The following is a 24,663-nucleotide window of genomic DNA, read 5'->3' as shown; positions in this document are numbered from 1 at the left end:
GAGGAAAAAGAAAGGCCCGCACCAGAGGTACGAGCCGTGGAGAAATCAGGAGTCGTTAGCAGCCGGTCCGAACACGTCGGGGCGCATGCTCTGGACGGTGACGAGGCCATGCGTCGCCTTGCTGATACGCAGGGCGAGCTTCGGACTGGGCTTGCGACCGTTCCAGCCGGTAGCCACCTGCCACAGGTAATCGGGGCTGGCGTCCACGGCCTCGGCCAGCGACTTGCGCCGGTCACGGTCAGAAATGAAGTCGGCTAGGGTCATGCTCACGACCCCAATGCTGACAGATTGCTTGCACACGAGCAAGCATTTTGCTTGCCGCCCGTCGGAGAACAGGTTGCTAGGCTTGCGCCCCGTGAAGCCCGTATCCGAAAACCGTCGCGACAACCTCGCCCGCCTAGTTAAGGACGCGGGCGGTCAGGTCGCCTTCGCCAATCTCATCGGGAAAGACCGGAATCAGGTAGGCCAATGGCTGATGGACCCTGAAGCGTCAGGCGCCAGGAACATCGGCAATTCGTCAGCCAGACAGATTGAGAACGCCCTTGGGCTCGCTACGGGGTCGCTGGACTATCCCGCATATGCGACGCCCGATTCACCTTTGACACCAGCAGGTGAACGTAACCCCCTGTCGCCACTTGCGTCTCACTTTCAGAAACTCGACCCTGCCATCCTGCTCCAAGCCGAGCACTGGGCGATGATTTTTGAGGCGGCAGACGGGATTAAGTGGCCCCCGTTGCGCCGCATGCAAAAGCTCGCTGATGTCTATGCCCGGATAGTGGCAGACGGAGGCATGTTGTCGGAGGAACACCAGGCCGAATACATGCTTGAGCTAAACGAGGCGGTAGATAGGCGGACAGGGGGCGACAATGAGCGAGGCGAAGGAGTACATGGGCGGAGTGCCGCCCGCAGGCACGGGAGTAAGTGAGGGGAACGTCCTGATCTTCCCCACCGTTGCTTTGCGTGAGGCGATTCAGCCCCTGTCGGACTTGGAAGTTCAGCAGCTCCGGCAGATGCTCAAGGAGTTCGCGTCAGTGAAGGCGCTGTGCCCCATAGCGCGGAAGGCGACGCAAGAGGACTGAAAAACAATGAAAGGCCGATTAAACCCCGCTCCGTGCGGGGTTTTTTGTGCCCGCCTGTCGGCAGGCTGAATAGCATCCTGCTACCGTCCGTCGGCGACGCATACTTTTTGCTTGCATTCGGCTAGCGGTTTGCTATCGTGACTCCAAGCCGGCACGCCGCCGACCTGGAGGCCAAGCAGATGAGCCCGACCCACGAATCCCCCGCCCGCCGCGAAGCGCGCTGCCGTGTGCAGTCGTTGCTGTTGAACGCGACGCCTGAGCAGCAGGACCACATGCGCGGCGACCAGAGCTGGCCGTCGTTCCTCGACTGGATGCTGCGCCTTTCGCGCAAGTGCCCGTTTACGGCCCTTGCCTATATCGGAGCGTGACATGGAACTCGCCTACCACTTTGTTGCCGACACGCTGCGCGATGGCTCTCCGATTCTGGCGGATGGCGAGTGGCTTGAGCACGACGGCGAAGTCGTGATCTGCAAGTCCGGGCTGCACGCCAGCTCGCATCCGTTCGACGCGCTGCAGTACGCGCCCGGCAAGACGCTTTGCCTCGTTGAGGTTGAAGGCGTCGTAACGCGACAGGAAGACAAGCTCGTTGCGAAGCGCCGCCGCATCGTCAAGCGCATCGACGCCGAACCGCTGATGCGTGAGTTCTCGCGCTGGTGTGCGCTCCAGGTGATCGAGCTTTGGGATGCACCGGAGGTTGTGCGTCAGTACCTCACGACAGGCGACGAAAGCCTCAGGGCCGCCGCGAGGGACGCCGCGAGGGACGCCGCGAGGGCCGCCGCGTGGGCCGCCGCGAGGGACGCCGCGTGGGCCGCCGCGTGGGCCGCCGCGAGGGACGCCGCGTGGGCCGCCGCGTGGGCCGCCGCGAGGGACGCCGCGAGGGACGCCGCGAGGGCCGCCGCGTGGGCCGCCGCGAGGGACGCCGCGTGGGCCGCCGCGTGGGCCGCCGCGAGGGACGCCGCGTGGGCCGCCGCGTGGGCCGCCGCGAGGGACGCCGCGAGGGACGCCCAGCGCGATCGCTTCAAGAAGATGGTTGATGGCGCTTTCAGGCTGGAGGGCTGAGCCATGCATTCCGTGCGCTTCCAATCTCCGATCCAGCTCGCCTCCCGCCTGTGCGCGAAGGCCCGCCACGCAGAGCCGCAGCTTCGTTCTCGCCGCCGCAGTGATCGCATTGAAGCGAACGCCCGCATTCGCGAGACGGAGCGCGAGCTTCGGTCTGTGCTGTGGGGCGCGGCGGCTCTTTCCCACTCTGTGAAGCTTTAGACGTGAGCGATCAGATCTTGTCTGGTGATCGGGTGTTGGTTCGCGATCCAGATTTCTTTCAGTCGCACGTTGCTGGGAAGGTAAGGAATCGGGAGGGGGTTGTGCGGTTCATCCGATCCGACAACGCATACATCGTGGACTTTCCTGCAAAGGGACGACGCAGAGCTTTCACCCACCACTTCTACAGGCGCGACCTGATGAGGGCGCCATGAACACCCCTCCCCCGAAGGCCAAGGACGGCCGCCTTTACCTAGCGCTGATCCCGATCCTCTCCCGCATTCCGAACTGTCTTATCCGAGGTGACAAGTGAAGAACTTCGACGCAGATCAGGACTACGACGACTTCGACGCGTGGTTCCAGGAAATGGATGAACTGAAGTTCGGCCAGCTGATGTTTGCGTGGCTGGAGACGGTCAAGGCTGGCGCGACGTTCACCCGCGACGGACACGACACCTTCAAGGGCTGGGCGTTCGATCAGCGCTGGCCGGAAATCCGCATCGCTCGTGAGTGTGACCGGCTCTCGCATACGGCCGACATGGCGAGGATGGCGGCATGAACGCTCATCCTCACGCCGAACACATGGCCGAGTATGCGAAAGATGCGGCCGAAATGACGAACCCGTGGGTTCTCTGGGAAATCTGCCGCGGAGAACTTGATTCCAACTGGCAACCGGTCTGGGAGCCGCTGTATGGCAACCCGGAATGGCGGCTTGGTTTCAAGTACCGCCGAAAGGAGCAGCCCGCTGAGTTTTGGGTGAACTTCTACGAAGACGGCCGGCGAATCATCCACTCACGGCATTCGAGTGCGATCAGTGCTGCCGAAGCTGATCCATATCCAATCAAGCGCACAGCCGTACACATGCGCGAGGTGACCGCATGACCCTCACCCGCCCCGCCCGTTTCGACATCCCCGGCGTGTCGCCTGATTGGCAGAACACGATTGAAGAAGCGTTTCAGTCCGTGTTCCCGAACGACATCCCAAAGCCCGTTGCTCCCGAGAAGGAGTCCGAAAAGTGAACCAGGTTATCCAGTTCCCCGGCGCAAAGCGCGCCGCCCAGATCGCCGCGCAGCTGTGCCAGAAGAACGGCTACGGACTGCACGCCACGCAGGCATTGCAGCGCGACACGGTTCGCTGGATGCAGATGACCGGAGTCAGCGCATACGAAGCCGCGCACCGGATCGTCCGCGGGCCGCGTGAGCCGTTCTTTGGGCCATTTGGGAGCGCTGCGTGATGGATCTTCAAGCGATGGTTAGCGGATACCCGCTCGAAACCCGGCAGCGCTGGTATGCAGAAATGAACAGATGGGGAAGCCCAGAAGACTTTCCGGTCCCGCTTCCGAGGTTTAACGATGGAGTAGAGCCTTTCGCGCCTTACGGCCGACAAACGCACCCAGCATGGAACGAGGCGTGGAACGTAGTGAGCGCAAGCCTAACTCCGGCCGAGCAGAGCCTTGGCTGGTGGCTGTTCGCGCTCGACAAAACTGAGGACGAGTGGCGCTCATGGTGGCAGAACGGCCGAAGGAGTGCCGCATGAACGCCTCCAACCGCCTCCTCTGGCACACGATCGACGCAGCGACGCCGCGCAGCCGTAAGCGCAGCGGATTGGGCGGAACGATCTTCGTTCTGGCGATCACGCTCATTGCGAGCGGCGTTCTGCTCTGGGCGGATCGGGCCTTCTACTGATGCGCAGGCTCTTTGCCTACGACCCGGCCAACCCGAAGCGCGAGGACGTGCTTGCGTTCCTCTGCGACTTCATCCGGGAGGCTGGACAGAAGGTGCAGATCGTCGTGACTGATCCGATCAAGTCACGCGAGCAGGAACAGCACTACCACGCACAGATAAACGATATAGCCGCGCAGACGACGCTGTACGGAAAGAAGCTGCCGGCCGAATCCTGGAAACGACTCCTGATCGACGCGTTCAAGCACGACACGCTGAACGATCCGGATCTAGCCCCTCTTTGGGCCAAGTTTGGCAGTGCTGAATTGCTGCCGGCCCTCAACCACCCCGGCTTCGTGGTGGTTGGCGAGCAGTCCCGCCAGTTTGGTGTGCGGCTCGCTCGCGCTTTTATCGAATGGCTCTATGCCTATGGCGCTGAGTGCGACGTGGTGTGGACCGAACCCAAGAGGAAAGCAGCGTGAACGACACCAGCAAGACCCACTACCGAAAAGCATTCGACTCGCCGTACCTGAGCAGCGCAGACATCGTTGAGCCGACCACGCTCACGGTGCGCCGGGTGACTCTGGAGAAGGACAAGACGAAGAAGTCCAAGGAGCAGTTCAACACCGCCTACTTCGTGGAGAAGGAGATCAGGCCCGGCGAACCGCTCAAGCCGATGATCCTGAACGCTACGAACTCCAAGACCATGAAGGCGCTGACTGGTTCGGCGTTCATTGACGACTGGAACGACGTGCGGATCACGGTCTACGTGGACAAGAACGTCCGGTTCGGCAACGAGTCGGTCGAAGGCCTGCGGATCAGCCCGAAGCCGCCCGGCAGGAAGCAGCTCACCCCAAGCCAGAAGGCTCAGTGGGAGAGCGCCAAGGCCGCATACAAGCGCGACGGGAACCTAGAGGCCGTGCTGGCACGCGTGGACATCGGCGAGGACCACCAGCGCCAACTGATCGCCGAGTGCGAGCCTGAGCGCGAGGACGAAGCCTCATGAAGTTCTACGACGTGGAACAGAACTCCCCGGAATGGGACGAGCTGCGCCTTGGCAAGGCGACCGCCTCCAACTTCGCCTGCTTCATGGCGAACTACGGCAAGGCGTTTGGCGAGCCGGCGAAGGACTACGCGCTTCAGATCGCGCTGGAGATTGCCACCGGCCGCAAGGCGGAGCACAGCTTCACGAACAAGCACATGGAGCGGGGCCACGCGCAGGAGCCGCTAGCCCGGATGCTCTACGAGGAGATGAACTTCGTGGATGTCCTGAACGGAGGTTTCTTCTGTCACGGGACGCATGGCGACTCGCCAGATGGACGCGTTGAGCCGGATGGAGTTACCGAGTTCAAGGCGGTCACGGCCCCCGTCCATTACGCAACGATCCGTCGCGGGTCGTATGACCCGGCTTACAAGTGGCAGCTGGTCGGCCACCTGGATTGCACCGGCCGGCAGTGGGTGGACTTCGGAAGCTTCTGTTCCGACTTCCCCGAGGACAAGCAGTTGGTCGTGTATCGGCTGAACCGGAATGATTGTTTGACGGAGCTGGCCCAGCTCAGAGAACGGCGCGAACAGTTCCTCGCGCTCGTGCAAGAAACCTACAACCGCATCAAGGACTAAATCTCATGGCTCGCGGAATTAACAAGGTCATTCTCGTCGGCAACCTTGGCGACGATCCGGAAACCAAGTACTCGCAGGGCGGCATGGCCGTCACGAAGGTTCGGCTTGCTACGACGTCTGTGCGCAAGGACAAGGACGGCAACACTCAGGAGTCCACACAGTGGCATCGCGTGACGTTCTTCGGGAAGTTGGGCGAGATTGCTGGCGAATACCTGCGCAAGGGTTCGCAGGTGTATGTCGAAGGCTCGATCCGTTACGACAAGTACACGGGATCGGACGGCGTGGAGAAGTATTCCACCGACATCATCGCGGACGAGATGCAGATGCTGGGCGGCAAGTCGGATGGAGGCTCCAGCCGTCCGCAGCGCGAACCGCGCCGGGAAGCTCCGCCCGCCAATCACGGCAGCGACGACTTCAGCGACCCTGAAATTCCCTTCTGATCCCCACGGGGCGAAGCGTTCCCCCCGCGCCTAGCCCCACCTTTTCTGGAGAGCGACGTGACTGACCTAGCCGACATCATTGATGAGATGCACGCGTTGGAGCAGAGCTGGCGCGGCGGGCTGCCGTCGCGGTGCGTGAACTGGAGCGCGGCAGATGAGGCCACCAATGAGTGCGCTGACGAGCTTGCGGATCTCATCAAGGAGCTAACCGAATACGCCGAGCTTGGGCAGGAGGTGGGGGCGGTTCCCAATGGGAAGTTGGTCGGATGGTGGAACGGAATCACGCCGGGCTTTGATGGCATGGGCGCTCCCTCCGTCCGATGGGGCGCTGACGCTGAGAACAGCGGCCACGATATACCGCTGTACGACGGATACAACCCGATTCACTACGTCACGCCTGCAACCTCCCCCGCCCATACCTCGGAGGCGAGGGATGCGGCGCGGTATCGGTGGATTCGTACTGGATCTGGAATGGACGAAGCCATCGACGCAGCCATGCGCCAGGAGGGCGGTAGCGATGAGTGAGCATATCGCCGCGCTTTATAGCGCGCTGTTCTATACAGAGTCCCATCCCGGAACGTTTGATGATGGTGAGATCCAAGCCCTCCGCGCCGCCATCGCCTTGATGCGTGGGCAGTCGTGGCAGCCGATTGAGACGGCGCCGAAGGATGGGACGACGATCATCATCGCCTACTCGCTAGGAGGCCAACACGTTGAGACGGCTTGGTGGGACGGCGAGGGCTGGGCCTACAACTGGCACGAGTACGACGGGACCTCGTACGTGAAGGATGTCACCCACTGGCAACCCCTCCCCGCCCCGCCGAAGGACTCAGCCAATGAATGAGCGCGAGACGGAAGAACTGATAGAAACCTTCATGACCGAACTTTCCCACGAGATTGACAAGGCGTATCGGGATAAGAACGCATGGGCAATGACGCAGGCCGACGTACTGAACGTAGTGTCGAACTGCATCATGGCGGTCGTCATGCGTAACGATCAAATGCGCCGCGAAGCCTATGGGGACACAGCCGATGAGCAGTGAGATGAGGGGACAACTGGCTGACGAATTGCGCCAGCTTCACGACTTCGCGCACGACCACAGCAGCGGCCCGGAAGTGCCGGACTATTTGTGGGAAGTTCGCAATCGCGTTGCGGACATTCTCGCCCTCCTCGCCCGAACCGAAGCCGGGGCGGATCGTCCTGTTGCTGAGATTGGGTACGGTTTTGCTAGCAACAAATTGACGTTTGTCAGCGTGGATTGGGGCCGCCTAAAGTTCGGCGACAAGCTCTACCTCCACCCCCAGGACGCCAGCGGGGATGCGGCCATGCGTGAAGCGCTGGAGAACTCAAATTCGCTTCTGGTCGCAATGCTCATCGAGCCGCGCGACCGGGCTGAGGTCGAACAGCAGATCGCGGACAACCGAGCCGCCATGCCGGCGAAGGAGGCGAAGTGAAAGTTCTGACCGTAGTGGATGAAAACGGCACGACTTGGGCCGTTCCCGTCGAGATCATCGCCCGCAGCCGCGCGACGCATTACGCCCATGAGTTTGATGGCGACGTTGAGCGGTCGATGGCCGAAGACACGATGCCGCTGTTCGATTCGGACGACTACGAGGTCGAGGATTGGGCGGCCAACAACATGAATTGGTCCGACGTGGCAGAGCATGCGTTCAGGCTGTCCGGTCCGGGGCAGCCTGACATGCAGGAAGCGTGGATCAACGGCCCGAAGGAAGTCCGAGACGTGGAGCGCCACCCATGAACGCAAACAAGCAGGACGCGGGCGGGTTGCTGCCGTGCCCGTTTTGTGGGCAGGACGTTACGGACGACGAGGGCTGCTTTCCGGCTGGTGGAGCTTGTGGCGGCTACTACGTGCGCTGCGGGAATCCGTACTGTCATTCCGACCTGTGGGACTACACCAAGGACGGCGTGATCGCCAAGTGGAACCGCCGCAACGGCGAGCAGTGCCGCGCTGCGTCGGTAGTGTCTGGCGACGTACCGCTCGCTGTGATCCAAGCCGCTTGCGACGAGTATGCGCGTGTAGGGAAGGAGCAGGCCGGCGAGGCCGAATACTTCCCTGACGCGATGGAAGCAGCGATCAAGGCCGCACTCCGCGCCCTCTCACGCGGCGTGCCGGAGGGGAGTGATTCGTCAGCAGGCGCCCCATGCGGAGGGTTTAGAACCAAGCATGGCGAGCATTTCGACATCTTGTATCAAGCGTTTACCTACGCCAGCGCAACTGACGCCAAACGCTTGGATTGGCTGGCGCATCATGGGGCATCGTTGCGCAACGATTGCCAGGCGGAGGGCGGCGGCTGGTTCGTCATCGCGCCATATCACATCGGGATCAGCAGCGTAGATGGGCGTGCCAGGTTCGCGACCGCGAGGGCTGCGATTGACGCCGCGATGGAGGGTGATGAATGAATACTTACAGGCTGTGGGCGCTCGCCGATAGGTGGCGAGATGATGCCAAAGGGTTCCGCGAGCAAGGCATGATCGACGCGGCTGAAGATGCCGAGCACTACGCGGAAGAATTGGAAGCCCTGCTTCCATATGACGGCCTCGATGACGCTGAGCTTGGCCGCTACGTTCGACTGACGGCAGAGCAACAAAAGAACGGCCTTTCCGAGCATGCATTCGTGCGTCTCATTAAGCAGGCAATCCAGCGCCGATCTGACGCCCCGCCAGCCCAGACCGGCAGCGCATATCCCGCCATCGCCGCCCAGCGGAAGGAGGGAGAATGACCACCATCACCATTCCCGAAAACTGGCTCCCGACCAGCGAGAACATCAATGCGCTGCCTCGCCCTGTGCGCGACTACATCATGCGCCTACACGCCAACACCGACCCGGCTGGAGAGCTTCGGCGGGCCATGGTCGCGGAGATGGAGCGGGATGCGCTGCGGAAGATGATTGCTGAGGCGCCGGAGGTGCTCGTCGGTAAGTACAACGACTCATACATGGCCTGGGTCGATGGCGAGTTTCGCGAGGTCAACGTGGTCTATGCCCTGGATATAGAAACGCCCGACGAATTGGCGGGAAAGCTCGTGAAGCTGGTGGTGATCGATGACTAATTGGCAGCCTATCGAAACCGCGCCGAAAGACGGGCGCTGGTTCATCGCATACAACCCCATGACAGGTCCGTACGGAACCTGTTATCGCGAGGGCCAGTTCCCGTTTTACGGATGGGCGCCGCAGACCCACGGCTGTGGCATCTGGTATCCGACGCCAACGCATTGGCAACCGTTCCCGGAGGCGCCAGATGTCGGCCGCTGAGAAGATCCCATGGACCGAGCTCGCGATGACGGCGGACGAGTGCGCCGAGCTCTGGGGCGTGTCGAAAGACCACTTCCTGCAAAGAGTGGCGTGCCGCCCCGGCTTCCCCTCGAGGCTGACGTTCAAGCCGGCGACGTGGCGCGCCGGCGAAGTGGTCGAGTACCGGAACTCGAACAGAGTCCAGAAACGACGAAGGCGAGCCTAAGCTCGCCTTCATTACGCCAAATTCTCGGAGACCCTTGGCGTTGCTATATCGTTGGTGCCCAGGAGAGGACTCGAACCTCCACGGTTTTACCCGCTAGTACCTGAAACTAGTGCGTCTACCAATTCCGCCACCTGGGCATCGCGTCGGTGTTTCGCCGAGCGAGGCCGCGTATGTTGCGGTGCGAGGGGCGCCTTGTCAACGCCTCGTCACGAAAATTTTCACTTTCGATCCAGCCACGGCCCGCGGGCGACGCCGGAACCTGTCCGAACCCGCCGGTCCGGCATTGTCGGCTTGAAAGCCCGGACCGCTCGGGGCTATGGTCGCCGGACATTTTCCTCTGCGGGCGGCGCACCCGGTGCGGCGCCCGCGTTGCTTTGGAGATTTGCAATGTCCGACCCCAAGCCCCCGCTGCTGATGTCGCGCCTGGACGTGGAGCGCATCGAGTCGCTGCTGGAATCCCCCGCCGCGCAGAGCGTCGACACCTCGGCGCTGGAGGCCGAGATCGAGCGCGCGACGATCGTCGAACCCGCCCAGATGCCGCCGGACGTCATCACGATGAACTCCACCGCCCGGTTCCTCGACGAGAACAGCGGCGAGGAGCGCGAGATGACGCTGGTGTTCCCGCGCGATGCCGACGGCAGCGCCGAGAAGGTGTCGATCCTGGCGCCGGTCGGCAGCGCCCTGCTCGGCCTGCACGTGGGCGATGCCATCGAATGGCCCCTGCCCGGCGGCCGCACGATCCGCCTGCGCGTGCTTTCGATCCGCTACCAGCCCGAAGCCGCCGGCGAGCTGCATCGCTGAACCGTGCGGCGCGCCGCTTTTGCGCCGCGCACCGCTTGCACGCGCCGTTAAAATCGACGCATCCCGACACACCCAGGCCCGCACCGTATAAATGAACGACACCGTCCGACCGGCTTTCCACGGCTTCGAGCAGATCCCGCTGCGCGAATACGCCGAGCGCGCCTACCTCGATTACTCGATGTACGTGGTGCTCGACCGCGCCCTCCCGTTCCTCGGCGACGGGCTCAAGCCGGTGCAGCGCCGCATCATCTATTCGATGAGCGAGCTGGGACTGAACGCGGCGTCCAAGCCGAAGAAGTCCGCGCGCACCGTCGGCGACGTCATCGGCAAATACCACCCGCATGGCGACAGCGCCTGCTATGAGGCGATGGTGCTGATGGCCCAGCCGTTCTCGTACCGCTATCCGCTGGTCGAAGGCCAGGGCAACTTCGGTTCGACCGACGACCCCAAGTCGTTCGCCGCCATGCGCTACACCGAAGCCAAGCTGACGCCGATCGCCGAAGTGCTGCTGGGCGAACTCGGTCAGGGCACGGTCGACTGGACGCCCAACTTCGACGGCACGCTGGAAGAGCCCTCGTGGATGCCGGCGCGCCTGCCGCACCTGCTGCTCAACGGCACCACTGGCATCGCGGTCGGCATGGCCACCGACGTGCCGCCGCACAACCTCAACGAAGTCGTCAGCGCCTGCGTGCGCCTGCTCGACGACCCCGACGCCACCACGCGCGATCTGTGCGAGCACGTGCGCGGCCCGGACTACCCGACCGCTGCGGAGATCATCACGCCCGCCGCCGACCTGCAGCAGATGTACGAAACGGGCCTGGGCAGCGTGCGCGCCCGCGCCGTGTACGTGAAGGACGGCGCGAACCTCGTCATCACCGCCCTGCCTTACCAGACCTCACCCGGCAAGGTGATCGAGCAGATCGCCACGCAGATGCGCGCGAAGAAGCTGCCGTGGCTGGAAGACATCCGCGACGAATCCGACCACGCGAACCCGACGCGCATCGTCCTCGTACCGCGCAGCAATCGCGTCGATGCCGAACAGCTGATGGGCCACCTGTTCGCGACGACGGACCTGGAAAAGAGCTTCCGCGTCAACTTCAACATCATCGGTCGCGACGGCCGCCCGCAGGTCAAGGGCCTGAAGGCGTTGCTGACCGAATGGCTGGCGTTCCGCACCGAAACGGTGACGCGCCGCCTCAGGCATCGCCTCGACAAGGTCGAGCGCCGCCTGCACCTGTTGGAAGGTTTGCTGGTGGCGTTCCTCAACCTCGACGAGGTGATCCGCATCATCCGCACCGAGGACGAGCCCAAGCCCGTCCTGATGAAGCGCTTCAAGCTCAGCGAGGAGCAGACCGACTACATCCTCGAAACCAGGCTGCGCCAGCTGGCGCGCCTGGAAGAGATGAAGATCCGCGGCGAGGAAGACGAGCTGAAGGCCGAGCGCGAGCGCATCATCGCCACGCTGGAAAGCCGCGCCAAGCTGAAGAAGCTGGTGAAGGACGAACTGCTCGCCGATGCGAAGAAGTTCGGCGATGCGCGCCGTTCGCCGCTGGTCGCGCGCGGTGCCGCGCAGGCGCTGAGCGAGACCGAGCTGGTCGCCAGCGAGCCGATGACCGTCGTGCTCAGCGAGAAGGGCTGGGTGCGCGCGGCGAAGGGCCACGACGTCGACGCCGCCTCGCTCAGCTATCGCGAAGGCGACGAACTGCTGGCCTCGGCGAAGAGCCGCAGCACGCAGCAGGTCGCGTTCCTCGATTCGACCGGCCGCGCATATTCGACAGTCGTGCATTCGCTGCCGTCGGCGCGCGGCAACGGCGAACCGCTGACGGGGCGCTTCTCGCCCGCGCCGGGCGCGTCGTTCCAGGCGCTTGCCAGCGGCGACAACGACACCCGCTTCGTGCTGGCGTCGAGCCACGGCTACGGCTTCGTCACCCGCTTCGAGAACCTCACCGGCCGCAACAAGGCGGGCAAGGCGATGCTTTCGCTCACCCCGGGCGCGAAGGTCGTGCAGCCGGCGCCGGTAAGCAGCGTCGAGCAGGACCGCATCGCCGTGGTCACCAACGTCGGCCACCTGCTGGCGTTCCCGGTCGGCGAGCTGCCCGAACTCGACAAGGGTAAGGGCAACAAGCTCATCGACATCCCGAAGGCGAAGCTCGGCACCGAACGCGTGGTCGCCGTCGCGGTCGTCGCGCCGGGCGGCACCCTCGTCGTGAAATCCGGCGCGCGCACGATGTCGCTATCGTTCAAGGACCTCGACACCTACCTCGGCGCACGTGCCACGCGCGGCGGATTGCTGCCGCGTGGATGGCAGAAGGTCGAGGGGTTGGGCGTCGAATAACGCTTCAGCCGAAGTCACCGCTTCCGAAGCGTCATCCCGGCGAAAGCCGGAACCTAGGCACGCAAGTTTTGCGGATGCCTCTACAACGTTTCTGACGACGTGACAGCCTGGGTCCCGGCGTTCGCCGGGATGACGGCGTTGGTGTTGTCGGAATCCAAATTCAGGACAAGCGATGCACCACGACTTCTGGCACCAGCGCTGGGCCGACAACCAGATCGGCTTCCATCAGGACACCCCGACGCCGCTGCTGCTCAAGCACTGGCCGTCGCTCGGCGTCGCACCCGGCACGCGCGTGTTCGTGCCGCTGGCGGGCAAGACGCTGGACATGGCGTGGTTCGCCGCGCAGGGCTATCGCGTGCTAGGCGTCGAGTTGTCGCGCATCGCCATCGAAGCGTTCTTCGATGGCCACGGCGTGACGCCCGAAGTGAGCGAATCGAAGTACGGCACGCATTACCGCGCCGGCGACATCGAACTGATCTGCGGCGACGCCTTCGGCCTGGACGACGCGGCGCTGGCCGACTGCGGCGCGGTGTTCGACCGCGCGGCGTTGATCGCGCTGCCGGCCGACCTCCGCCAGCGTTACGTGCACAAGCTCTATGCGCGGCTTCCGTCGCACTGCCGCGGCCTGCTGATCTCGCTGGAATACCCGCAGCACGAGAAGGCCGGCCCGCCCTTCAGCGTGGTCGAGGACGAAGTGCACGCGCTCTATGCGCGTGACTGGCACGTGGAGACGCTGGAGCGGCGCGACATCCTGTCGACGCAACAGCGCTTCATCGACGAAGGCGTCACGGCGCTCGACACGGTCGTGTACCGCCTGTCGCGTCGTGAGTGACGCAACGCGACGGGCCGGCATCGCGCCGGCCCGAAAACCTCATTCCTGCGACGGCTTCTGCGCCAGGCGTGCCGTCAGGTAGTTCTGGATGCCCAGGCGCTTGATCAGGCCGAGCTGCTGCTCGAGCCAGTGCGCGTGGTCTTCCTCGGTGTCCTGCAGTTGCACGCGGAGGATCTCGCGACTCACGAAGTCGCCGACGCGTTCGCACAGCGCCATGCCCTCGGCCAGCGCCGCACGCACGCGGTACTCGACCTCGAGGTCGCGCTGCAGCATTTCCTCGACCGTGTAGCCGGCGATGAACTCGTCGGGCCGCATGTCCGGATCGCCTTCCAGGAACAGGATGCGACGCAGCAGCGCATCGGCGTGCTCGGTCTCTTCCTGCATCTCGTGGTTGATGCGCTCGTAGAGCGACATCAGGCCCATGTCCTCGTAGCGACGGGAATGGATGAAGTACTGGTCGCGCGCGGCGAGTTCGCCACGCAGCAGCACCTTGAGGTAGTCGACGACGTCGGGATGGCCTTTCATGGGGGAAACCTCCTTGCCAGGCGCATAGGGTGCCCGATCGCGGCGGACCGCGTTCTAATCAGAATCAGTCGCATTGACTTTCGCGACGAGCCGAATTCACGGCTCGTCGCGACAGAGGCTTCACAACGCTGCTTCGTGCACCCCGGCCACCGCGCGCCCCGACGGGTCGGCCATCTTCGCGAACGCCGCATCCCACGCGATTGCCGCCGGCGACGAACAGGCGATCGATTTGCCGCCAGGCACCGTCTGCGCGCAGGCCACGCCCGGAAAGAACTGCTCGAAGATGTGGCGATACAGGTACGCCTCCTTCGTCTGCGGCGGGTTCACCGGGAAGCGGCTGACCGCGGCGGCGAACACGCGATCGCTGACCTGCGCTTCCGCATGCGCCTTCAGGCCGTCGATCCACCCGTAGCCCACGCCGTCGCTGAACTGCTCCTTCTGCCGCCACAGGATTTCGTCGGGCAGATAGCCCTCGAACGCTTCGCGCAGGATCGCCTTCTCGATCGGCCGCCCGCTCGGCCCCGGCTTCACCATCTTGTGCGCGGCATCCATGCGCATCGCGATGTCGAGGAACTCCACGTCGAGGAACGGCACGCGTGGCTCGACGCCCCACGCCATCATCGACTTGTTCGCGCGCAGGCAATCGTAGTTGTACAGCGCGTCGAGCTTGCGCACGGTTTCGGCGTGGAATTCGCGCGCATCCGGCGCCTTGTGGAAATACAGGTAGCCGCCGAACACTTCGTCGCTGCCCTCGCCCGACAGCACCATCTTCACGCCCATCGCCTTGATGCGACGCGCGAGCAGGAACATCGGCGTGGACGCGCGGATCGTGGTGACGTCGTAGGTTTCGATGTGGCGGATCACTTCCGGCAGCGCGTCCAGGCCTTCCTCGAAGCTGTAGGTGAAGCCGTGGTGCACGGTGCCCAGCGCCTTCGCCGCGACTTCCGCAGCCGCGAGATCGGGGGAACCTTCGAGCCCGATCGCGAAGGAATGCAGTCGCGGCCACCAGGCCTCCGTCGCATCGTTGTCCTCGATGCGCTTGCGCGCGAAACGCGCGGCGACCGCGGCCACGAGCGAGGAATCCAGCCCGCCCGACAGCAGCACGCCGTATGGCACGTCGCTCATCAGCTGGCGATGCACGGCACGTTCGAACGCTTCGCGCAGCTCCTGTTTCGAGACCTCGACACCGTGCGTCGCGGCGTGCTCGCGCCACGGGCGCTCGTACCAGCGCACCAGTTCGCCGACCTCGCTGTCGTAGTAATGACCCGGCGGGAACTGCGCGACATCGGCACACGTATCGGCCAGCGCCTTCATTTCGGACGCGACGCACAGGCGTCCGTCGCGATCGTGGCCCCAGTACAGCGGGCACACGCCGATGGCGTCGCGCGCGATGACGAAGCGATCCTTCGCCCGGTCCCACAACGCGAACGCGAAGATGCCGTTGAGCGCGTTGAGCCACTGCGCGACGTCATCGCGCTCGCGGTACAGCGCGTTGATGACCTCGCAGTCCGAGCCGGTCTGGAACGCATAGGCCGTCGCGAGCGACTGCTCCAGCTCGCGATGGTTGTAGATCTCGCCGTTGACCGCCAGCGCGAGCTCGCCATCGGCCGAGCGCAGCGGCTGCGAACCGCCGGCCGGGTCGACGATGGCCAGGCGCTCGTGGACGAGGATCGCGCCGTCGTCCAGATGCACGCCGCTCCAGTCCGGGCCGCGATGGCGCTGGCGTTGCGAGAGTTCCAGCGCGCGCCGGCGCAGGGCCTGCACGTCGTCGCCGGGTTGGAGGCCGAAGATTCCGAGGATCGAACACATCGCGGGATTTCCTTGAGGGCGGAGGGATGTCGAAGGGGCCAGAAACAAAAAACCCGCGCTTTTCGGCGCGGGCTTCGTGGGTGCTTAGTGCGGTTGCAACGCGCTAATCACCGGCCCGCGGGAGGCTGGTGTTATTGCGGTTGTTATTGTTCAGGCCGGACATGGGCGCGCCGCCGCGCAGGGCGGCGATGGCGATGTAGGCGGTGGCCTGGACGGAAGACATGGTTCGATCCTGCTGGACGCGCGCGCCGCTTGCAAGGGGGCGGGCGGGCGCCGACGCCGCCGTTCATCGGATAAGCTCGCCCCGGGGAATTCAAAGGCGACAGGCCCATGAGGAAGTGGATCCGACGCGTGCTCGTCGCGCTGGTGCTGGTGCTGCTGGCCGCGGCGCTGCTCGGCTGGTGGCTGATGCGCGGCAGCCTGCCGCGCCTGGACGGCGAACTCGCCCTGCCCGGCCTGTCGGCACCAGTCACGGTGCAGCGCGACGCCAACGGCGTGGTAACGGTCGATGCCGCCAACGAGAACGACGCGATGCGCGCGCTCGGCTACGTCCACGCACAGGAACGCTATTTCGAAATGGACCTGCTGCGCCGCACGGCCGCGGGCGAACTGGCCGCGCTCTTCGGCCCGGTCGCGATCGGCGTGGACAAGCAACACCGCGTGCATCGCATGCGCGCGCGCGTGACGCAGCACATGGACGCGATCCTCGGCGACAAGCGCGAGATGGCGCAGGCCTACGTCGACGGCGTGAACGCCGGACGCACCGCGCTGAAAGTGCGCCCGTGGCCGTACCTGCTGCTGCGCGCCGAACCCGAACCGTGGACGCTCGCCGATTCGGCGCTCACCGGCTACGCGATGTACTTCGACCTGCAGGACGCGCAGAACGAGCGCGAACTGGCGATGTGGCGCCTGCGCCCGCACCTGCCGCCGGCGCTGTACGCGCTGCTCGCGCACGACGGCTCGAGCTGGGACGCGCCGGTCGCCGGACGCCCGCGTGGCGATGCGACGCTGCCCGATGCCGCGACCGTCGACCTGCGCAAGCTGCCGATGCCCGAGAACGCGAAGCCGGCCGACGTGCCCGAGCGTTCCGACGTCGGCAGCAACAACTTCGCCGTGTCGGGCCAGCTCACCGCCGACGGTCGCGCGATCGTCGCCGACGACATGCACCTGGGCCTGCGCGCGCCGAACATCTGGTTCCGTGCGCGACTGCGCTACCCCGACGCACGCGCCGAAGGCGGCCGCGTCGACGCGAACGGCTTCACCCTGCCCGGCCTGCCGGCGCTGGTGGTCGGCAGCAACGGCCACGTCGCGTGGGGCTTCACCAACAGCTATGGCGACTGGCTCGACTGGAAGCGCGTGGCCGATTGCAGCAAGGACGCGTGCGCCGGCGCGACGCGCATCGTCGAGACCATTCGCGTCGCCGGCAGCGATGACGTCGAATTCCCGATCGACGAAACCGCGTGGGGCCCGATCCTCCATCGCGAAGCCGACGGAAGCGCGCTCGCCCTGCGCTGGATCGCGCACCAGCCCGGCTCGATGAACCTCGGCCTTGCGGATTTCCTGCATGCGCGGTCGCTCGATGACGCACTGGCCGCGGCCGATCGCACGGCGATCCCCGCGCAAAACCTCGCCATCGGCGATTCGCAGGGCCGCATCACCTGGCGCCTGCTCGGGCCGATGCCGTCGCGCGGTGCAGGTTGCGATGCGACGCAGGTCGTCGAACCGGACGCCTGCGCGCCGTGGCCGATCACCACCGCACACGGCACCGCGCTGCCCGTCGGCACGGTGCAGCGCCTGTGGACGGCCAACTCGCGCGTGGTCGATGGCGTGCTGCTGGCGCGCGTCGGCGATGGCGGCTACGCCAACGGCGCACGCGCGAAGCAGATCCGCGACGACCTGTTCGCGAAGGACCGCTTCGCCGAACGCGACTTGCTTGCGATCCAGCTCGACGATCGCGCGTTGTTCCTGCAACGCTGGTGGACGCTGCTGCGCGAACGCGATGGCGCGGCGAAGACGCCTGCGCTGCACGAACTCGCCGGCGCCTCATCGACGTGGCAGGGCCGCGCCAGCACGGATTCGACGAGCTATCGCATCGTGCGCGCGTGGCGTCTTGCCGTGCACGACCGGCTGCTCGACGGCCTCACCGCACCGGCGCACGCCGCGCTGGGCGAGGCGTTCGAGATGCCGAACCTCTCGCACTTCGAAGGCGTCGCATGGCCGCTGGTCACGCAGCGTCCGGCGAACCTGCTGCCGCGCCGCTTCGCGTCGTGGGATGCGCTGTTCGAGGACGCCGCGCGCGAAGTGCGCGACGAGCTGGCGAAGGACGGCCCGATCGCGCAGCGCACGTGGGGCGAGCGCAACACGGCGCGTATCTGCCATCCGCTGTCGCGCGCCCTGCCCGGTTTCCTGAAGCCGCAGTTGTGCATGCCGGCCGACGAGCTCCCCGGCGACAGCGGCATGCCACGCGTGCAGGGCCCGGACTTCGGCGCGTCAGAGCGCATGGTCGTCTCGCCGGGGCACGAGGCCGACGGCATCATCCACATGCCCGGCGGCCAGAGCGGCCATCCGATGTCGCCGTTCTGGGGCAAGGGCCACGACGACTGGGTGCACGGCCGCGCCACGCCGTTCCTGCCGGGCGAGGCGAAGTATTCGATGACCTTGGTGCCGGGGAAAGGCTGAGGCGCGTTTCCCTCACCCCAACCCCTCTCCCGCGAGCGGGAGAGGGGCTATCACCGCGGCGATCTGCTTCTAAGCCCCTCTCCCGTTCACGGGAGAGGGGTTGGGGTGGGGGCAGGCCCGCCCCTCAGTCCAGCAGCATCCGCTCGATCAGTTCGCGATACAGCCCCGGCAGACGCTGCAGGTCGGCGACGGATACGTTCTCGTCCACCTTGTGGATGCTCGCGTTCACCGGTCCGATCTCGATGCACTGCGCGCCCAGCGGCGCGATGAAGCGCGCGTCCGACGTGCCGCCACCGGTGCTTTCCTCCGGCGCGCCGCCGCAGTAGCGACCCAGCACCGAACGCGCGGCAGCGCGGAGCGGGCCTTCCGGCGTGTAGAACGGTTCGCCGCCGCGATGCCAGCGGATCGTGTATTCCAGCCCATGGCGGCGCAGCACGTCCTCGCATTCGCGTTCGAGCTGCTCGGCGCGCCAGTTCGGGTTGAAGCGCAGGTTGAACAGCGCCTGCAATTCGCCGGGGATCACGTTGTTCGCACCCGTGCCCGAGTGGATGTTGCTGATCTGCAGGCTCGTCGGCGGGAAGGTTTCGAAGCCGTCGTCCCAGCGGCGCGCGGCGAGTTCGGCCAGCGCCGGCATCGCCTGGTGGATCGGGTTGCGCGCCTTGTCCGGGTACGCCACGTGCCCCTGCACGCCGATGACGTTGAGCGTCGCCGACAGCGTGCCGCGACGCCCCACGCGCAGGAGGTCGCCCAGCGTCGCCATCGACGAGGGCTCGCCGGTGACGCACCAGTCGATGCGTTCGCCGCGCTTGCGGAAGGTCTCCGCGACCTGGCGCACGCCATCGACGGCGTCGCCTTCCTCGTCGGACGTGAGCAGCAGCGCGACGCGGCCGGAATGATCCGGATGCGCCGCGACGAAATCCTCCAGCGCGACGACGAACGCCGCCACGCTGCCCTTCATGTCCGCAGCGCCGCGTCCATACAGCACGCCGTCGCGGATCTCGGGCGCGAACGGATCGCTGCTCCACGATTCGCGCGGCCCCGGCGGCACGACGTCGGTGTGGCCGAGCAGCACCAGCGTCGGGCCAGCGGTGCCGTGCACCGCCCACAGGTTGTCGACGTCGCCGAATCGCAGCGATTCGCAGCGGAAACCGGCCGCGCTCAGGCGACGCGCGATGAGCGCCTGGCAACCCGCATCGTCCGGCGTCACCGAAGCGCGCGCGATCAGGTCGCAGGTGAGCGCGAGGACGCCTTCGTCGGTCACGTCGAGATCAGCCAAGCGAGCCCACTCCGAAGCGCTTCTTGAAGCCGTTGTCGCTGAAGCCCTGCGCGATCGTGCCGTCGTCGGCGACCACCAGCGGGCGGCGGATCAGCTGCGGGTATTCCTTCAGCAGCAGCTTCCATTCCGCGTCCGAACCCGGCGTCCTGCGGTTGTCGGGCAGCGTGCGCCACGTCGTGGACGACTTGTTGATCATCGCGTCCCAGCCGCCGAGCTTGTCCTTCCACTCCACCAGCGTGTCCGGCGCCTGGCGCTGGTCGCGGTAATCGACGAAGGAATACGCGACGCCGAAGCGTTCCAGCCACTTGCGCGCCTTCTTGCAGGTGTCGCAGTTGTTGAGTCCGTAGAGCGTGGTCAAGGCGTTACTCCGCCAGCCCGCGCAGCAGGTCGTTGATGCTTGTCTTGCTGCGCGTCTTCGCGTCGACCTGCTTCACGATCACCGCGCAATACAGCGAATGCGAGCCGTCCTTCGCCGGCAGCTGGCCGGAGACGACGACGCTGTACGGCGGCACGTAGCCGTAGGAAACCTCGCCCGTCGCGCGGTTGTAGATGCGCGTGCTCTGGCCGAGGAACACGCCCATGCCGATCACGCTGTGGTGGCCGACGACGACGCCTTCCACCACTTCCGAACGCGCGCCGATGAAGCAATGGTCCTCGATGATCGTCGGGCTGGCCTGCAACGGTTCCAGCACGCCGCCGATTCCCGCGCCGCCGGAGAGATGGCAATGCTTGCCGACCTGCGCGCACGAACCGACCGTCGCCCAGGTATCGACCATCGTGCCTTCGCCAACGTGCGCGCCGATGTTGACGAAGCTCGGCATCAGCACGACGTCCTTGCCGATGTGCGCACCGCGACGCGCGATCGCGCCCGGCACGACGCGCGCGCCGAGCTTGCGGAAGTCCGATTCGCCGAAGCCTTCGAAACGCGCCGGCACCTTGTCCCAGAACGGCGCGGGTGCGCCATCGACGACCTGCATGTCGTTCACGCGGAAGTACAGCAGCACGGCCTTCTTCAGCCATTCGTTTACTGTCCAGCCGCCCTTGCCATCGGGCTCGGCGACGCGGAACTCGCCGGTTTCCAGGCCCGAAATCACGCGTTCCACCGTCGGGCGGGTCGAGCCTTCGATCTCGTCCAGCGTCAGCATCGCGCGGCGCTCGAACGCGCTGTCGATCATGAACTTCAGCTCGTCCACGCCCGGCGCGGCCGGCACCACCTTCTTCTTGCGCGCGGTCTTGCGGACGGTCTTCTTCTGCACAGCCATTCAACAGTCTCCTTCGAGGCAGGCGAGCAAGGCCTGGCGTAGCGCCTGCCGTTGCGTTTCGTCGAGCGCGCCGTCGCGCCCGTCGTGATGGGGATGGGTGATCTGGAACACGTCCTCGGCGCGCTCGCCGAAGGTCGCGATGCGCGCATCGTGCACGCGCAGCCCCTGGCTGCGGATCGCGTGCGTCACGTCGGCGAGCAGCCCCGGACGGTCGGTGCACACCAGGCTCAGCATCGTGCGCGTGCCCTGCTCGCCTTCGAGCGTGTCGAAGCCGATCTGCGGCGCGATGCGGAAGTGCTTGAGGTGGCGCGGCTGCGCGCGACGCGCGGGCCTGATGCGGTCGAGGTCGCCGCCGAGCGCCGTGCCGAGGCGCTGCTCGACCTCGTCCGTCGTCGGCGGGCAACGCGGGTCGATCGGCACGACTTCGAAGCTGTCGAAGACCATGCCGTTGGGCCCGTCGAGCACGCGCGCCTGCTGGATCGCGAGGCCAAGGCGGTCGAGCGTGGCGACGATCGCGGCGAACAGGCCATCGCGGTCGGGCGAGTGCACGAAAACTTCCAGCGCACCGGCGTGCTCGCCGAGTGCGCGCGCACGCACGCGCGTCTCGCCGACTTCAACACCACGCAGCGACGCCGCCTGCCACGCGATCTGGTCGGGGCGGCCGCGCTGGAAGCCGATGTCCGGCATGCGCGCGTACAGCGCGTCGACTTCCTCGTCGCGAACGCCCATCGTCGCGAGCATCGCGCGCGCGGCATCACGCGTTTCGTTCGCCCGCTCGTCGCCCGCGACCGGGTGTTCGAGACCTCGACGCAACGCCAGGCGCGTGGCGGTGTAGAGGTCGGCCAGCAACCGGTCCTTCCACGCGTTCCACAGCTTCGGCGACGTGCCTGCGATGTCGGCGCACGTCAGCAGGTAGAGATAGATCGAGGCGTTCGCGATCGGCGACCTTCCCGGCGAAGCGGTGGATCACCTCGGGATCGGCGATGTCCTGCTTCTGCGCGGTCACCGACATCAGCAGGTGCTGGCGTACAAGCCATTCCACCAGCGCGCCGTCGGCCTGCGACAGGCCCATCGTGCTGCAGAAGATGCGCGCATCTTCCGCGCCGAGTTCGGAATGATCGCCGCCGCGGCCCTTGCCGATGTCGTGGAACAGACCGGCGAGCAGCAGCAGTTCCGGCTTGCGCAGGCGCGGCCAGACTTCGTGCGCGATGCTGAAGCGCTCATCCGCGATGCCCGATGCGAAACGCGCGAGATTGCGCAGCACGGCGAGCGTGTGCTGATCGACCGTGAATACGTGGAACAGGTCGAACTGCATGCGGCCGGAGACTTTCGCGAACGCGGGAATCCAACGCCCGAGCACACCCAGCCGCGCCATGCGCTCGAGCGCGTGCACCGGATGCGGGCCGCGCAGCAGCGCGATGAAACGCTCGCGCAGCGCGGGCTCGGCCTGCTGGAACGCCGGCACGCGCGACAGCGATTCGGCCAGCGCGCGCGCCGTGCGCGAATGCAGGCCGCGCACCGCATCATGCGAGGCCCACACAGCGAACAGCGCGAACACGTCGTAGGCATCGCGCGGCCAGTGCGGATCGCGCGCGCAGAGGTAATCGCGGCGCAGTTCGAAGGCGTGGTCGATCTCGATCGGCGTGCTTTCGCCTTCGATCTGTTCCTCGAACCGCTGCAGCAGGCGCTCGCCGATGCGCAGCACCAGCGCGGCGCTGCGATAGAAGCCCTGCATCATCTGCTCGACGGCGAGGTTGTCGGCGTTGTCGACATGGCCCAGCCGCTGCGCGAGCACCTTCTGGTAATCGAAACGCAGGCGTTCCTCGCGCTTGCCGGCCACCAGGTGCAGGCCGAAGCGCAGGCGCGAGAGCGCGCGACGTTCGCGTTCGAGCGTGGACAGTTCGTCCGCGCCGAACTGGCCGATGGCGACCAGCGATTCCAGGTCGCCCGTACCGACGATGCGCAGCGCCATCCAGCGCAGCGTCTGCACGTCGCGCAGGCCGCCCGGGCCTTCCTTGAGGTTGGGCTCGAGGTTGTCGGCAGTGTCTTCGTAGCGCGCGTGGCGCAGGCGCAGTTCCTCGCGCTTTGCGGCGAAGAACTCGCGCGCCGGCCAGACGAGGCTGGGCGCGATGGCCGCCTGCAACGCATGCAGGTGCTCGACCTGCGCGATCAGCGGGCGCGCTTCCAGCATCGACGTGAGCACGGTGATGTCAGCCGCCGCTTCGGTGCACTGCGCGGGCGAGCGCACGGCGTGGCCGACGGGCACGCCGCCGTCCCACAGCAACGCGACGAACCGCGACAGCGCATCAGCGTGTGCGGCCTGCGCATCGGGCTCGGCCAGCACCAGCAGGTCGACGTCGGACTGCGGGAACAGTTCGGCCCGGCCGTAGCCGCCGATGGCGAACAGGGCCAGCGGAGCGTCAGCGGGAATGCACGCGTTCCACGCCGCGCGCACCTGCGCGTCCATCGCACCTGCGCGCGCGGCGAGCAGGCGGTCGATGTCGGCGTTCGGGTCGGCGTCGAAGGCCTTTGCGAGGCCGGCGTCTACCGTGGCGATGGCCGCGCGGATGGACGCGGCCGGATCGGCACTGCCCTGCGCCGCCGAGGGTTCATCGACGGCGGAAGGCTCGCTCATAGATCGTTGTCGTCACCCGGCACGCGGGTGAGGATTTCCACGCCGTCCTCGGTCACGGCGACGGTGTGCTCCCACTGCGCGGACAACTTGCGGTCCTTGGTCACTACGGTCCAGCCGTCGGGCAGGAGCTTGGTGTAGCGCGTGCCCTCGTTGATCATCGGTTCGATGGTGAAGGTCATGCCGGGCTTCAGCACCAGGCCTTCGCCATTGCGGCCGTAATGCAGGACCTGCGGATCCTCGTGGTAGATCTTGCCGATGCCGTGCCCGCAGTACTCGCGCACGACGCTGAAACGCTCGGATTCGGCGTACTGCTGGATCGCCGCGCCGATGTCGCCCAGGGTCGCGCCCGGCTTGACGGTGCGGATGCCGCGGAACATCGCCTCGCGGGTCACGTCGACCAGGCGCCGGGCCATGACGGAGGGATTGCCGACGACGTACATCCGGCTGGTGTCGCCGTGCCAGCCGTCCTTGATGACGGTGACGTCGATGTTGACGATGTCGCCGTCCTTCAGGACCTTGGCGCCGCTGGGGATGCCGTGGCAGATGACGTTGTTGACCGAGGTGCAGACGGTCTTGGGGAATCCCTTGTAGCCGACGTTGGCCGGGATCGCCTTCTGCACGTTGACGATGTGATCGTGGCAGATGCGGTCCAGTTCCTCGGTGGTCACGCCCGCCTTTACGTGCGGCGCGACGATCTGGAGCACCTCGGCGGCCAGGCGGCCGGCGACGCGCATCTTCTCGATCTCTTCGGGGGTCTTGATGGTGATGGGCATGGCGCCATTATGGCCCATCCGCAGTCCGTTCAGGCTCTTTCGGTGGTCCGAAGTTGCCGTAACAGCCTGTTCCGGCTACACTTCCGCGGCTCAGCGACCGGCCTTGCGCCGATCCTGACGCCCACGCCAGGGCGAAAGCGCACCGGACCCGTCCGGACGCAGGCGAATACACACCCGCAGCCACACGTCGTGCCGGGGTGCC

Annotated in this window: 31 protein-coding genes, 1 tRNA gene and 1 pseudogene; 24 read left to right on the top strand and 9 right to left on the bottom strand. The window is 65.8% G+C overall.

What is annotated here, in order from left to right; translation table 11 throughout:
- Positions 1-45 precede the first annotated feature (45 nt).
- A complete protein-coding gene (locus tag ABIE51_RS07135) occupies positions 46-270 on the bottom strand; it encodes a YdaS family helix-turn-helix protein (RefSeq protein ID WP_192630203.1) in 225 nt (74 codons plus the stop codon).
- 85 nt (positions 271-355) lie between these two features.
- Here ABIE51_RS07135 and ABIE51_RS07130 point away from each other — a divergent pair, with 85 nt between their 5' ends.
- The 20 genes from ABIE51_RS07130 (at position 356) to ABIE51_RS07035 (ending at position 9,127) form a co-directional block, all read left to right on the top strand.
- The gene (locus tag ABIE51_RS07130; RefSeq protein WP_354503723.1) at positions 356-925 is read left to right on the top strand and encodes a hypothetical protein; all 570 of its coding nucleotides are present in this window, start codon (positions 356-358) and stop codon (positions 923-925) included.
- A gap of 333 nt (positions 926-1,258) precedes the next feature.
- The gene (locus tag ABIE51_RS07125) at positions 1,259-1,447 is read left to right on the top strand and encodes a hypothetical protein (protein ID WP_192630201.1); all 189 of its coding nucleotides are present in this window, start codon (positions 1,259-1,261) and stop codon (positions 1,445-1,447) included.
- Position 1,448: 1 nt separating this feature from the next.
- Positions 1,449-2,138 (top strand): DUF7666 domain-containing protein, encoded by a 690-nt coding sequence (locus ABIE51_RS19335; protein ID WP_502913261.1) that lies wholly within the window; start codon positions 1,449-1,451, stop codon positions 2,136-2,138.
- A 507-nt stretch (positions 2,139-2,645) separates the two neighbouring features.
- Positions 2,646-2,894 (top strand): hypothetical protein, encoded by a 249-nt coding sequence (locus ABIE51_RS07115; protein WP_192630200.1) that lies wholly within the window; start codon positions 2,646-2,648, stop codon positions 2,892-2,894.
- Entirely contained in the window at positions 2,891-3,217 is a 327-nt protein-coding gene (locus ABIE51_RS07110) for a hypothetical protein (protein WP_192630199.1), read from the top strand. The genes ABIE51_RS07115 and ABIE51_RS07110 overlap by 4 nt, the downstream gene beginning before the upstream one ends.
- Positions 3,214-3,354, top strand: a complete 141-nt coding sequence (locus tag ABIE51_RS07105) for a hypothetical protein (protein WP_192630198.1) — start codon at positions 3,214-3,216, stop codon at positions 3,352-3,354. Before ABIE51_RS07110 ends, ABIE51_RS07105 begins: the two co-directional genes overlap by 4 nt.
- Positions 3,351-3,569 (top strand): hypothetical protein, encoded by a 219-nt coding sequence (locus ABIE51_RS07100; RefSeq protein WP_192630197.1) that lies wholly within the window; start codon positions 3,351-3,353, stop codon positions 3,567-3,569. Before ABIE51_RS07105 ends, ABIE51_RS07100 begins: the two co-directional genes overlap by 4 nt.
- 298 nt (positions 3,570-3,867) lie before the next feature.
- Positions 3,868-4,020 (top strand): hypothetical protein, encoded by a 153-nt coding sequence (locus ABIE51_RS07095; RefSeq protein ID WP_192630196.1) that lies wholly within the window; start codon positions 3,868-3,870, stop codon positions 4,018-4,020.
- A complete protein-coding gene (locus ABIE51_RS07090) occupies positions 4,020-4,478 on the top strand; it encodes a recombination protein NinB (protein WP_192630195.1) in 459 nt (152 codons plus the stop codon). Before ABIE51_RS07095 ends, ABIE51_RS07090 begins: the two co-directional genes overlap by 1 nt.
- Entirely contained in the window at positions 4,475-5,002 is a 528-nt protein-coding gene (locus tag ABIE51_RS07085; protein ID WP_192630194.1) for a hypothetical protein, read from the top strand. Before ABIE51_RS07090 ends, ABIE51_RS07085 begins: the two co-directional genes overlap by 4 nt.
- Entirely contained in the window at positions 4,999-5,616 is a 618-nt protein-coding gene (locus ABIE51_RS07080; RefSeq protein ID WP_192630193.1) for a YqaJ viral recombinase family protein, read from the top strand. Before ABIE51_RS07085 ends, ABIE51_RS07080 begins: the two co-directional genes overlap by 4 nt.
- Before the next feature lie 5 nt (positions 5,617-5,621).
- Positions 5,622-6,056, top strand: coding sequence for a single-stranded DNA-binding protein (gene ssb / locus ABIE51_RS07075; protein WP_192630192.1), 435 nt, complete (start codon positions 5,622-5,624; stop codon positions 6,054-6,056).
- Positions 6,057-6,113: 57 nt separating this feature from the next.
- Entirely contained in the window at positions 6,114-6,581 is a 468-nt protein-coding gene (locus tag ABIE51_RS07070) for a hypothetical protein (protein WP_192630191.1), read from the top strand.
- Positions 6,574-6,900 (top strand): DUF551 domain-containing protein, encoded by a 327-nt coding sequence (locus ABIE51_RS07065; protein WP_192630190.1) that lies wholly within the window; start codon positions 6,574-6,576, stop codon positions 6,898-6,900. Before ABIE51_RS07070 ends, ABIE51_RS07065 begins: the two co-directional genes overlap by 8 nt.
- Positions 6,893-7,099: a hypothetical protein gene (locus ABIE51_RS07060; RefSeq protein ID WP_192630189.1), complete on the top strand. Its 207-nt coding sequence runs from the start codon at positions 6,893-6,895 to the stop codon at positions 7,097-7,099. The genes ABIE51_RS07065 and ABIE51_RS07060 overlap by 8 nt, the downstream gene beginning before the upstream one ends.
- Positions 7,089-7,511: a hypothetical protein gene (locus tag ABIE51_RS07055; protein ID WP_192630188.1), complete on the top strand. Its 423-nt coding sequence runs from the start codon at positions 7,089-7,091 to the stop codon at positions 7,509-7,511. The genes ABIE51_RS07060 and ABIE51_RS07055 overlap by 11 nt, the downstream gene beginning before the upstream one ends.
- Positions 7,508-7,816, top strand: coding sequence for a hypothetical protein (locus tag ABIE51_RS07050; RefSeq protein WP_192630187.1), 309 nt, complete (start codon positions 7,508-7,510; stop codon positions 7,814-7,816). The genes ABIE51_RS07055 and ABIE51_RS07050 overlap by 4 nt, the downstream gene beginning before the upstream one ends.
- On the top strand, positions 7,813-8,478 hold the full coding sequence (locus ABIE51_RS07045; protein ID WP_192630186.1) for a Lar family restriction alleviation protein: 666 nt from the start codon (positions 7,813-7,815) through the stop codon (positions 8,476-8,478). Before ABIE51_RS07050 ends, ABIE51_RS07045 begins: the two co-directional genes overlap by 4 nt.
- The gene (locus tag ABIE51_RS07040; RefSeq protein ID WP_192630185.1) at positions 8,475-8,798 is read left to right on the top strand and encodes a hypothetical protein; all 324 of its coding nucleotides are present in this window, start codon (positions 8,475-8,477) and stop codon (positions 8,796-8,798) included. Before ABIE51_RS07045 ends, ABIE51_RS07040 begins: the two co-directional genes overlap by 4 nt.
- A complete protein-coding gene (locus tag ABIE51_RS07035) occupies positions 8,795-9,127 on the top strand; it encodes a hypothetical protein (RefSeq protein ID WP_192630184.1) in 333 nt (110 codons plus the stop codon). The genes ABIE51_RS07040 and ABIE51_RS07035 overlap by 4 nt, the downstream gene beginning before the upstream one ends.
- A 459-nt stretch (positions 9,128-9,586) precedes the next feature.
- Here the strand turns inward: ABIE51_RS07035 and ABIE51_RS07030 are convergent.
- Positions 9,587-9,671: transfer RNA gene (locus tag ABIE51_RS07030), tRNA-Leu, on the bottom strand.
- Positions 9,672-9,921: 250 nt separating this feature from the next.
- On the opposite strand from ABIE51_RS07030, the gene rnk reads away from it, so the two are divergent.
- The 3 genes from rnk (at position 9,922) to ABIE51_RS07015 (ending at position 13,502) form a co-directional block, all read left to right on the top strand.
- Positions 9,922-10,335 (top strand): nucleoside diphosphate kinase regulator, encoded by a 414-nt coding sequence (gene rnk, locus ABIE51_RS07025; RefSeq protein ID WP_192630183.1) that lies wholly within the window; start codon positions 9,922-9,924, stop codon positions 10,333-10,335.
- Positions 10,336-10,426: 91 nt separating this feature from the next.
- A complete protein-coding gene (parC, locus tag ABIE51_RS07020; RefSeq protein ID WP_192630182.1) occupies positions 10,427-12,670 on the top strand; it encodes a DNA topoisomerase IV subunit A in 2,244 nt (747 codons plus the stop codon).
- Between the two features lie 172 nt (positions 12,671-12,842).
- Positions 12,843-13,502, top strand: coding sequence for a thiopurine S-methyltransferase (locus ABIE51_RS07015; RefSeq protein ID WP_192630181.1), 660 nt, complete (start codon positions 12,843-12,845; stop codon positions 13,500-13,502).
- Positions 13,503-13,541: 39 nt separating this feature from the next.
- Here the strand turns inward: ABIE51_RS07015 and bfr are convergent, their stop codons facing one another.
- Both bfr and asnB read right to left on the bottom strand, forming a co-directional pair.
- The gene (gene bfr, locus ABIE51_RS07010) at positions 13,542-14,027 is read right to left on the bottom strand and encodes a bacterioferritin (RefSeq protein ID WP_115840816.1); all 486 of its coding nucleotides are present in this window, start codon (positions 14,025-14,027) and stop codon (positions 13,542-13,544) included.
- A 120-nt stretch (positions 14,028-14,147) separates the two neighbouring features.
- Positions 14,148-15,836, bottom strand: a complete 1,689-nt coding sequence (gene asnB, locus ABIE51_RS07005; RefSeq protein ID WP_192630180.1) for an asparagine synthase B — start codon at positions 15,834-15,836, stop codon at positions 14,148-14,150.
- Positions 15,837-16,166: 330 nt separating this feature from the next.
- Between asnB and ABIE51_RS07000 the strand changes: the two genes are divergently transcribed.
- Positions 16,167-18,515 (top strand): penicillin acylase family protein, encoded by a 2,349-nt coding sequence (locus tag ABIE51_RS07000; protein WP_192630179.1) that lies wholly within the window; start codon positions 16,167-16,169, stop codon positions 18,513-18,515.
- 124 nt (positions 18,516-18,639) lie between these two features.
- Here ABIE51_RS07000 and dapE read toward each other — a convergent pair whose 3' ends face one another.
- The 5 genes and pseudogenes from dapE to map form a co-directional block, all read right to left on the bottom strand.
- Positions 18,640-19,776 carry a succinyl-diaminopimelate desuccinylase gene (gene dapE / locus ABIE51_RS06995; protein ID WP_192631624.1) on the bottom strand — a complete coding sequence of 379 codons (1,137 nt, stop codon included), beginning with the start codon at positions 19,774-19,776 and terminating at the stop codon, positions 18,640-18,642.
- A 7-nt stretch (positions 19,777-19,783) separates the two neighbouring features.
- On the bottom strand, positions 19,784-20,149 hold the full coding sequence (locus ABIE51_RS06990) for a Spx/MgsR family RNA polymerase-binding regulatory protein (protein WP_115840819.1): 366 nt from the start codon (positions 20,147-20,149) through the stop codon (positions 19,784-19,786).
- Between the two features lie 4 nt (positions 20,150-20,153).
- On the bottom strand, positions 20,154-21,053 hold the full coding sequence (gene dapD, locus ABIE51_RS06985; RefSeq protein WP_115840820.1) for a 2,3,4,5-tetrahydropyridine-2,6-dicarboxylate N-succinyltransferase: 900 nt from the start codon (positions 21,051-21,053) through the stop codon (positions 20,154-20,156).
- A pseudogene (glnD, locus tag ABIE51_RS06980) lies at positions 21,054-23,688 on the bottom strand ([protein-PII] uridylyltransferase).
- Entirely contained in the window at positions 23,685-24,461 is a 777-nt protein-coding gene (gene map, locus ABIE51_RS06975; protein WP_192630177.1) for a type I methionyl aminopeptidase, read from the bottom strand. Before map ends, glnD begins: the two are co-directional and overlap by 4 nt.
- Positions 24,462-24,663: the final 202 nt, after the last annotated feature.

The organism is Lysobacter sp. OAE881, from assembly GCF_040546665.1.
GTDB lineage: Bacteria > Pseudomonadota > Gammaproteobacteria > Xanthomonadales > Xanthomonadaceae > Lysobacter_J > Lysobacter_J soli.
The sequence above is the reverse complement of the archived record's forward strand: the minus strand, read 5'-3'. Positions and strand labels throughout refer to the sequence as shown.

Excerpts from the sequence above, each read along its gene's own strand:
- ABIE51_RS07125 (WP_192630201.1), top strand. The coding sequence starts at position 1,259 with ATGAGCCCGACCCACGAATCCCCCGCCCGCCGCGAAGCGCGCTGCCGT.
- ABIE51_RS19335 (WP_502913261.1), top strand. The coding sequence starts at position 1,449 with ATGGAACTCGCCTACCACTTTGTTGCCGACACGCTGCGCGATGGCTCT.
- ABIE51_RS07110 (WP_192630199.1), top strand. The coding sequence starts at position 2,891 with ATGAACGCTCATCCTCACGCCGAACACATGGCCGAGTATGCGAAAGAT.
- ABIE51_RS07105 (WP_192630198.1), top strand. The coding sequence starts at position 3,214 with ATGACCCTCACCCGCCCCGCCCGTTTCGACATCCCCGGCGTGTCGCCT.
- ABIE51_RS07095 (WP_192630196.1), top strand. The coding sequence starts at position 3,868 with ATGAACGCCTCCAACCGCCTCCTCTGGCACACGATCGACGCAGCGACG.
- ABIE51_RS07090 (WP_192630195.1), top strand. The coding sequence starts at position 4,020 with ATGCGCAGGCTCTTTGCCTACGACCCGGCCAACCCGAAGCGCGAGGAC.
- ABIE51_RS07080 (WP_192630193.1), top strand. The coding sequence starts at position 4,999 with ATGAAGTTCTACGACGTGGAACAGAACTCCCCGGAATGGGACGAGCTG.
- ssb (WP_192630192.1), top strand. The coding sequence starts at position 5,622 with ATGGCTCGCGGAATTAACAAGGTCATTCTCGTCGGCAACCTTGGCGAC.
- ABIE51_RS07065 (WP_192630190.1), top strand. The coding sequence starts at position 6,574 with ATGAGTGAGCATATCGCCGCGCTTTATAGCGCGCTGTTCTATACAGAG.
- ABIE51_RS07060 (WP_192630189.1), top strand. The coding sequence starts at position 6,893 with ATGAATGAGCGCGAGACGGAAGAACTGATAGAAACCTTCATGACCGAA.
- ABIE51_RS07055 (WP_192630188.1), top strand. The coding sequence starts at position 7,089 with ATGAGCAGTGAGATGAGGGGACAACTGGCTGACGAATTGCGCCAGCTT.
- ABIE51_RS07045 (WP_192630186.1), top strand. The coding sequence starts at position 7,813 with ATGAACGCAAACAAGCAGGACGCGGGCGGGTTGCTGCCGTGCCCGTTT.
- ABIE51_RS07040 (WP_192630185.1), top strand. The coding sequence starts at position 8,475 with ATGAATACTTACAGGCTGTGGGCGCTCGCCGATAGGTGGCGAGATGAT.
- ABIE51_RS07035 (WP_192630184.1), top strand. The coding sequence starts at position 8,795 with ATGACCACCATCACCATTCCCGAAAACTGGCTCCCGACCAGCGAGAAC.
- rnk (WP_192630183.1), top strand. The coding sequence starts at position 9,922 with ATGTCCGACCCCAAGCCCCCGCTGCTGATGTCGCGCCTGGACGTGGAG.
- parC (WP_192630182.1), top strand. The coding sequence starts at position 10,427 with ATGAACGACACCGTCCGACCGGCTTTCCACGGCTTCGAGCAGATCCCG.
- ABIE51_RS07015 (WP_192630181.1), top strand. The coding sequence starts at position 12,843 with ATGCACCACGACTTCTGGCACCAGCGCTGGGCCGACAACCAGATCGGC.
- bfr (WP_115840816.1), bottom strand. The coding sequence starts at position 14,027 with ATGAAAGGCCATCCCGACGTCGTCGACTACCTCAAGGTGCTGCTGCGT.
- asnB (WP_192630180.1), bottom strand. The coding sequence starts at position 15,836 with ATGTGTTCGATCCTCGGAATCTTCGGCCTCCAACCCGGCGACGACGTG.
- ABIE51_RS07000 (WP_192630179.1), top strand. The coding sequence starts at position 16,167 with ATGAGGAAGTGGATCCGACGCGTGCTCGTCGCGCTGGTGCTGGTGCTG.
- dapD (WP_115840820.1), bottom strand. The coding sequence starts at position 21,053 with ATGGCTGTGCAGAAGAAGACCGTCCGCAAGACCGCGCGCAAGAAGAAG.
- map (WP_192630177.1), bottom strand. The coding sequence starts at position 24,461 with ATGCCCATCACCATCAAGACCCCCGAAGAGATCGAGAAGATGCGCGTC.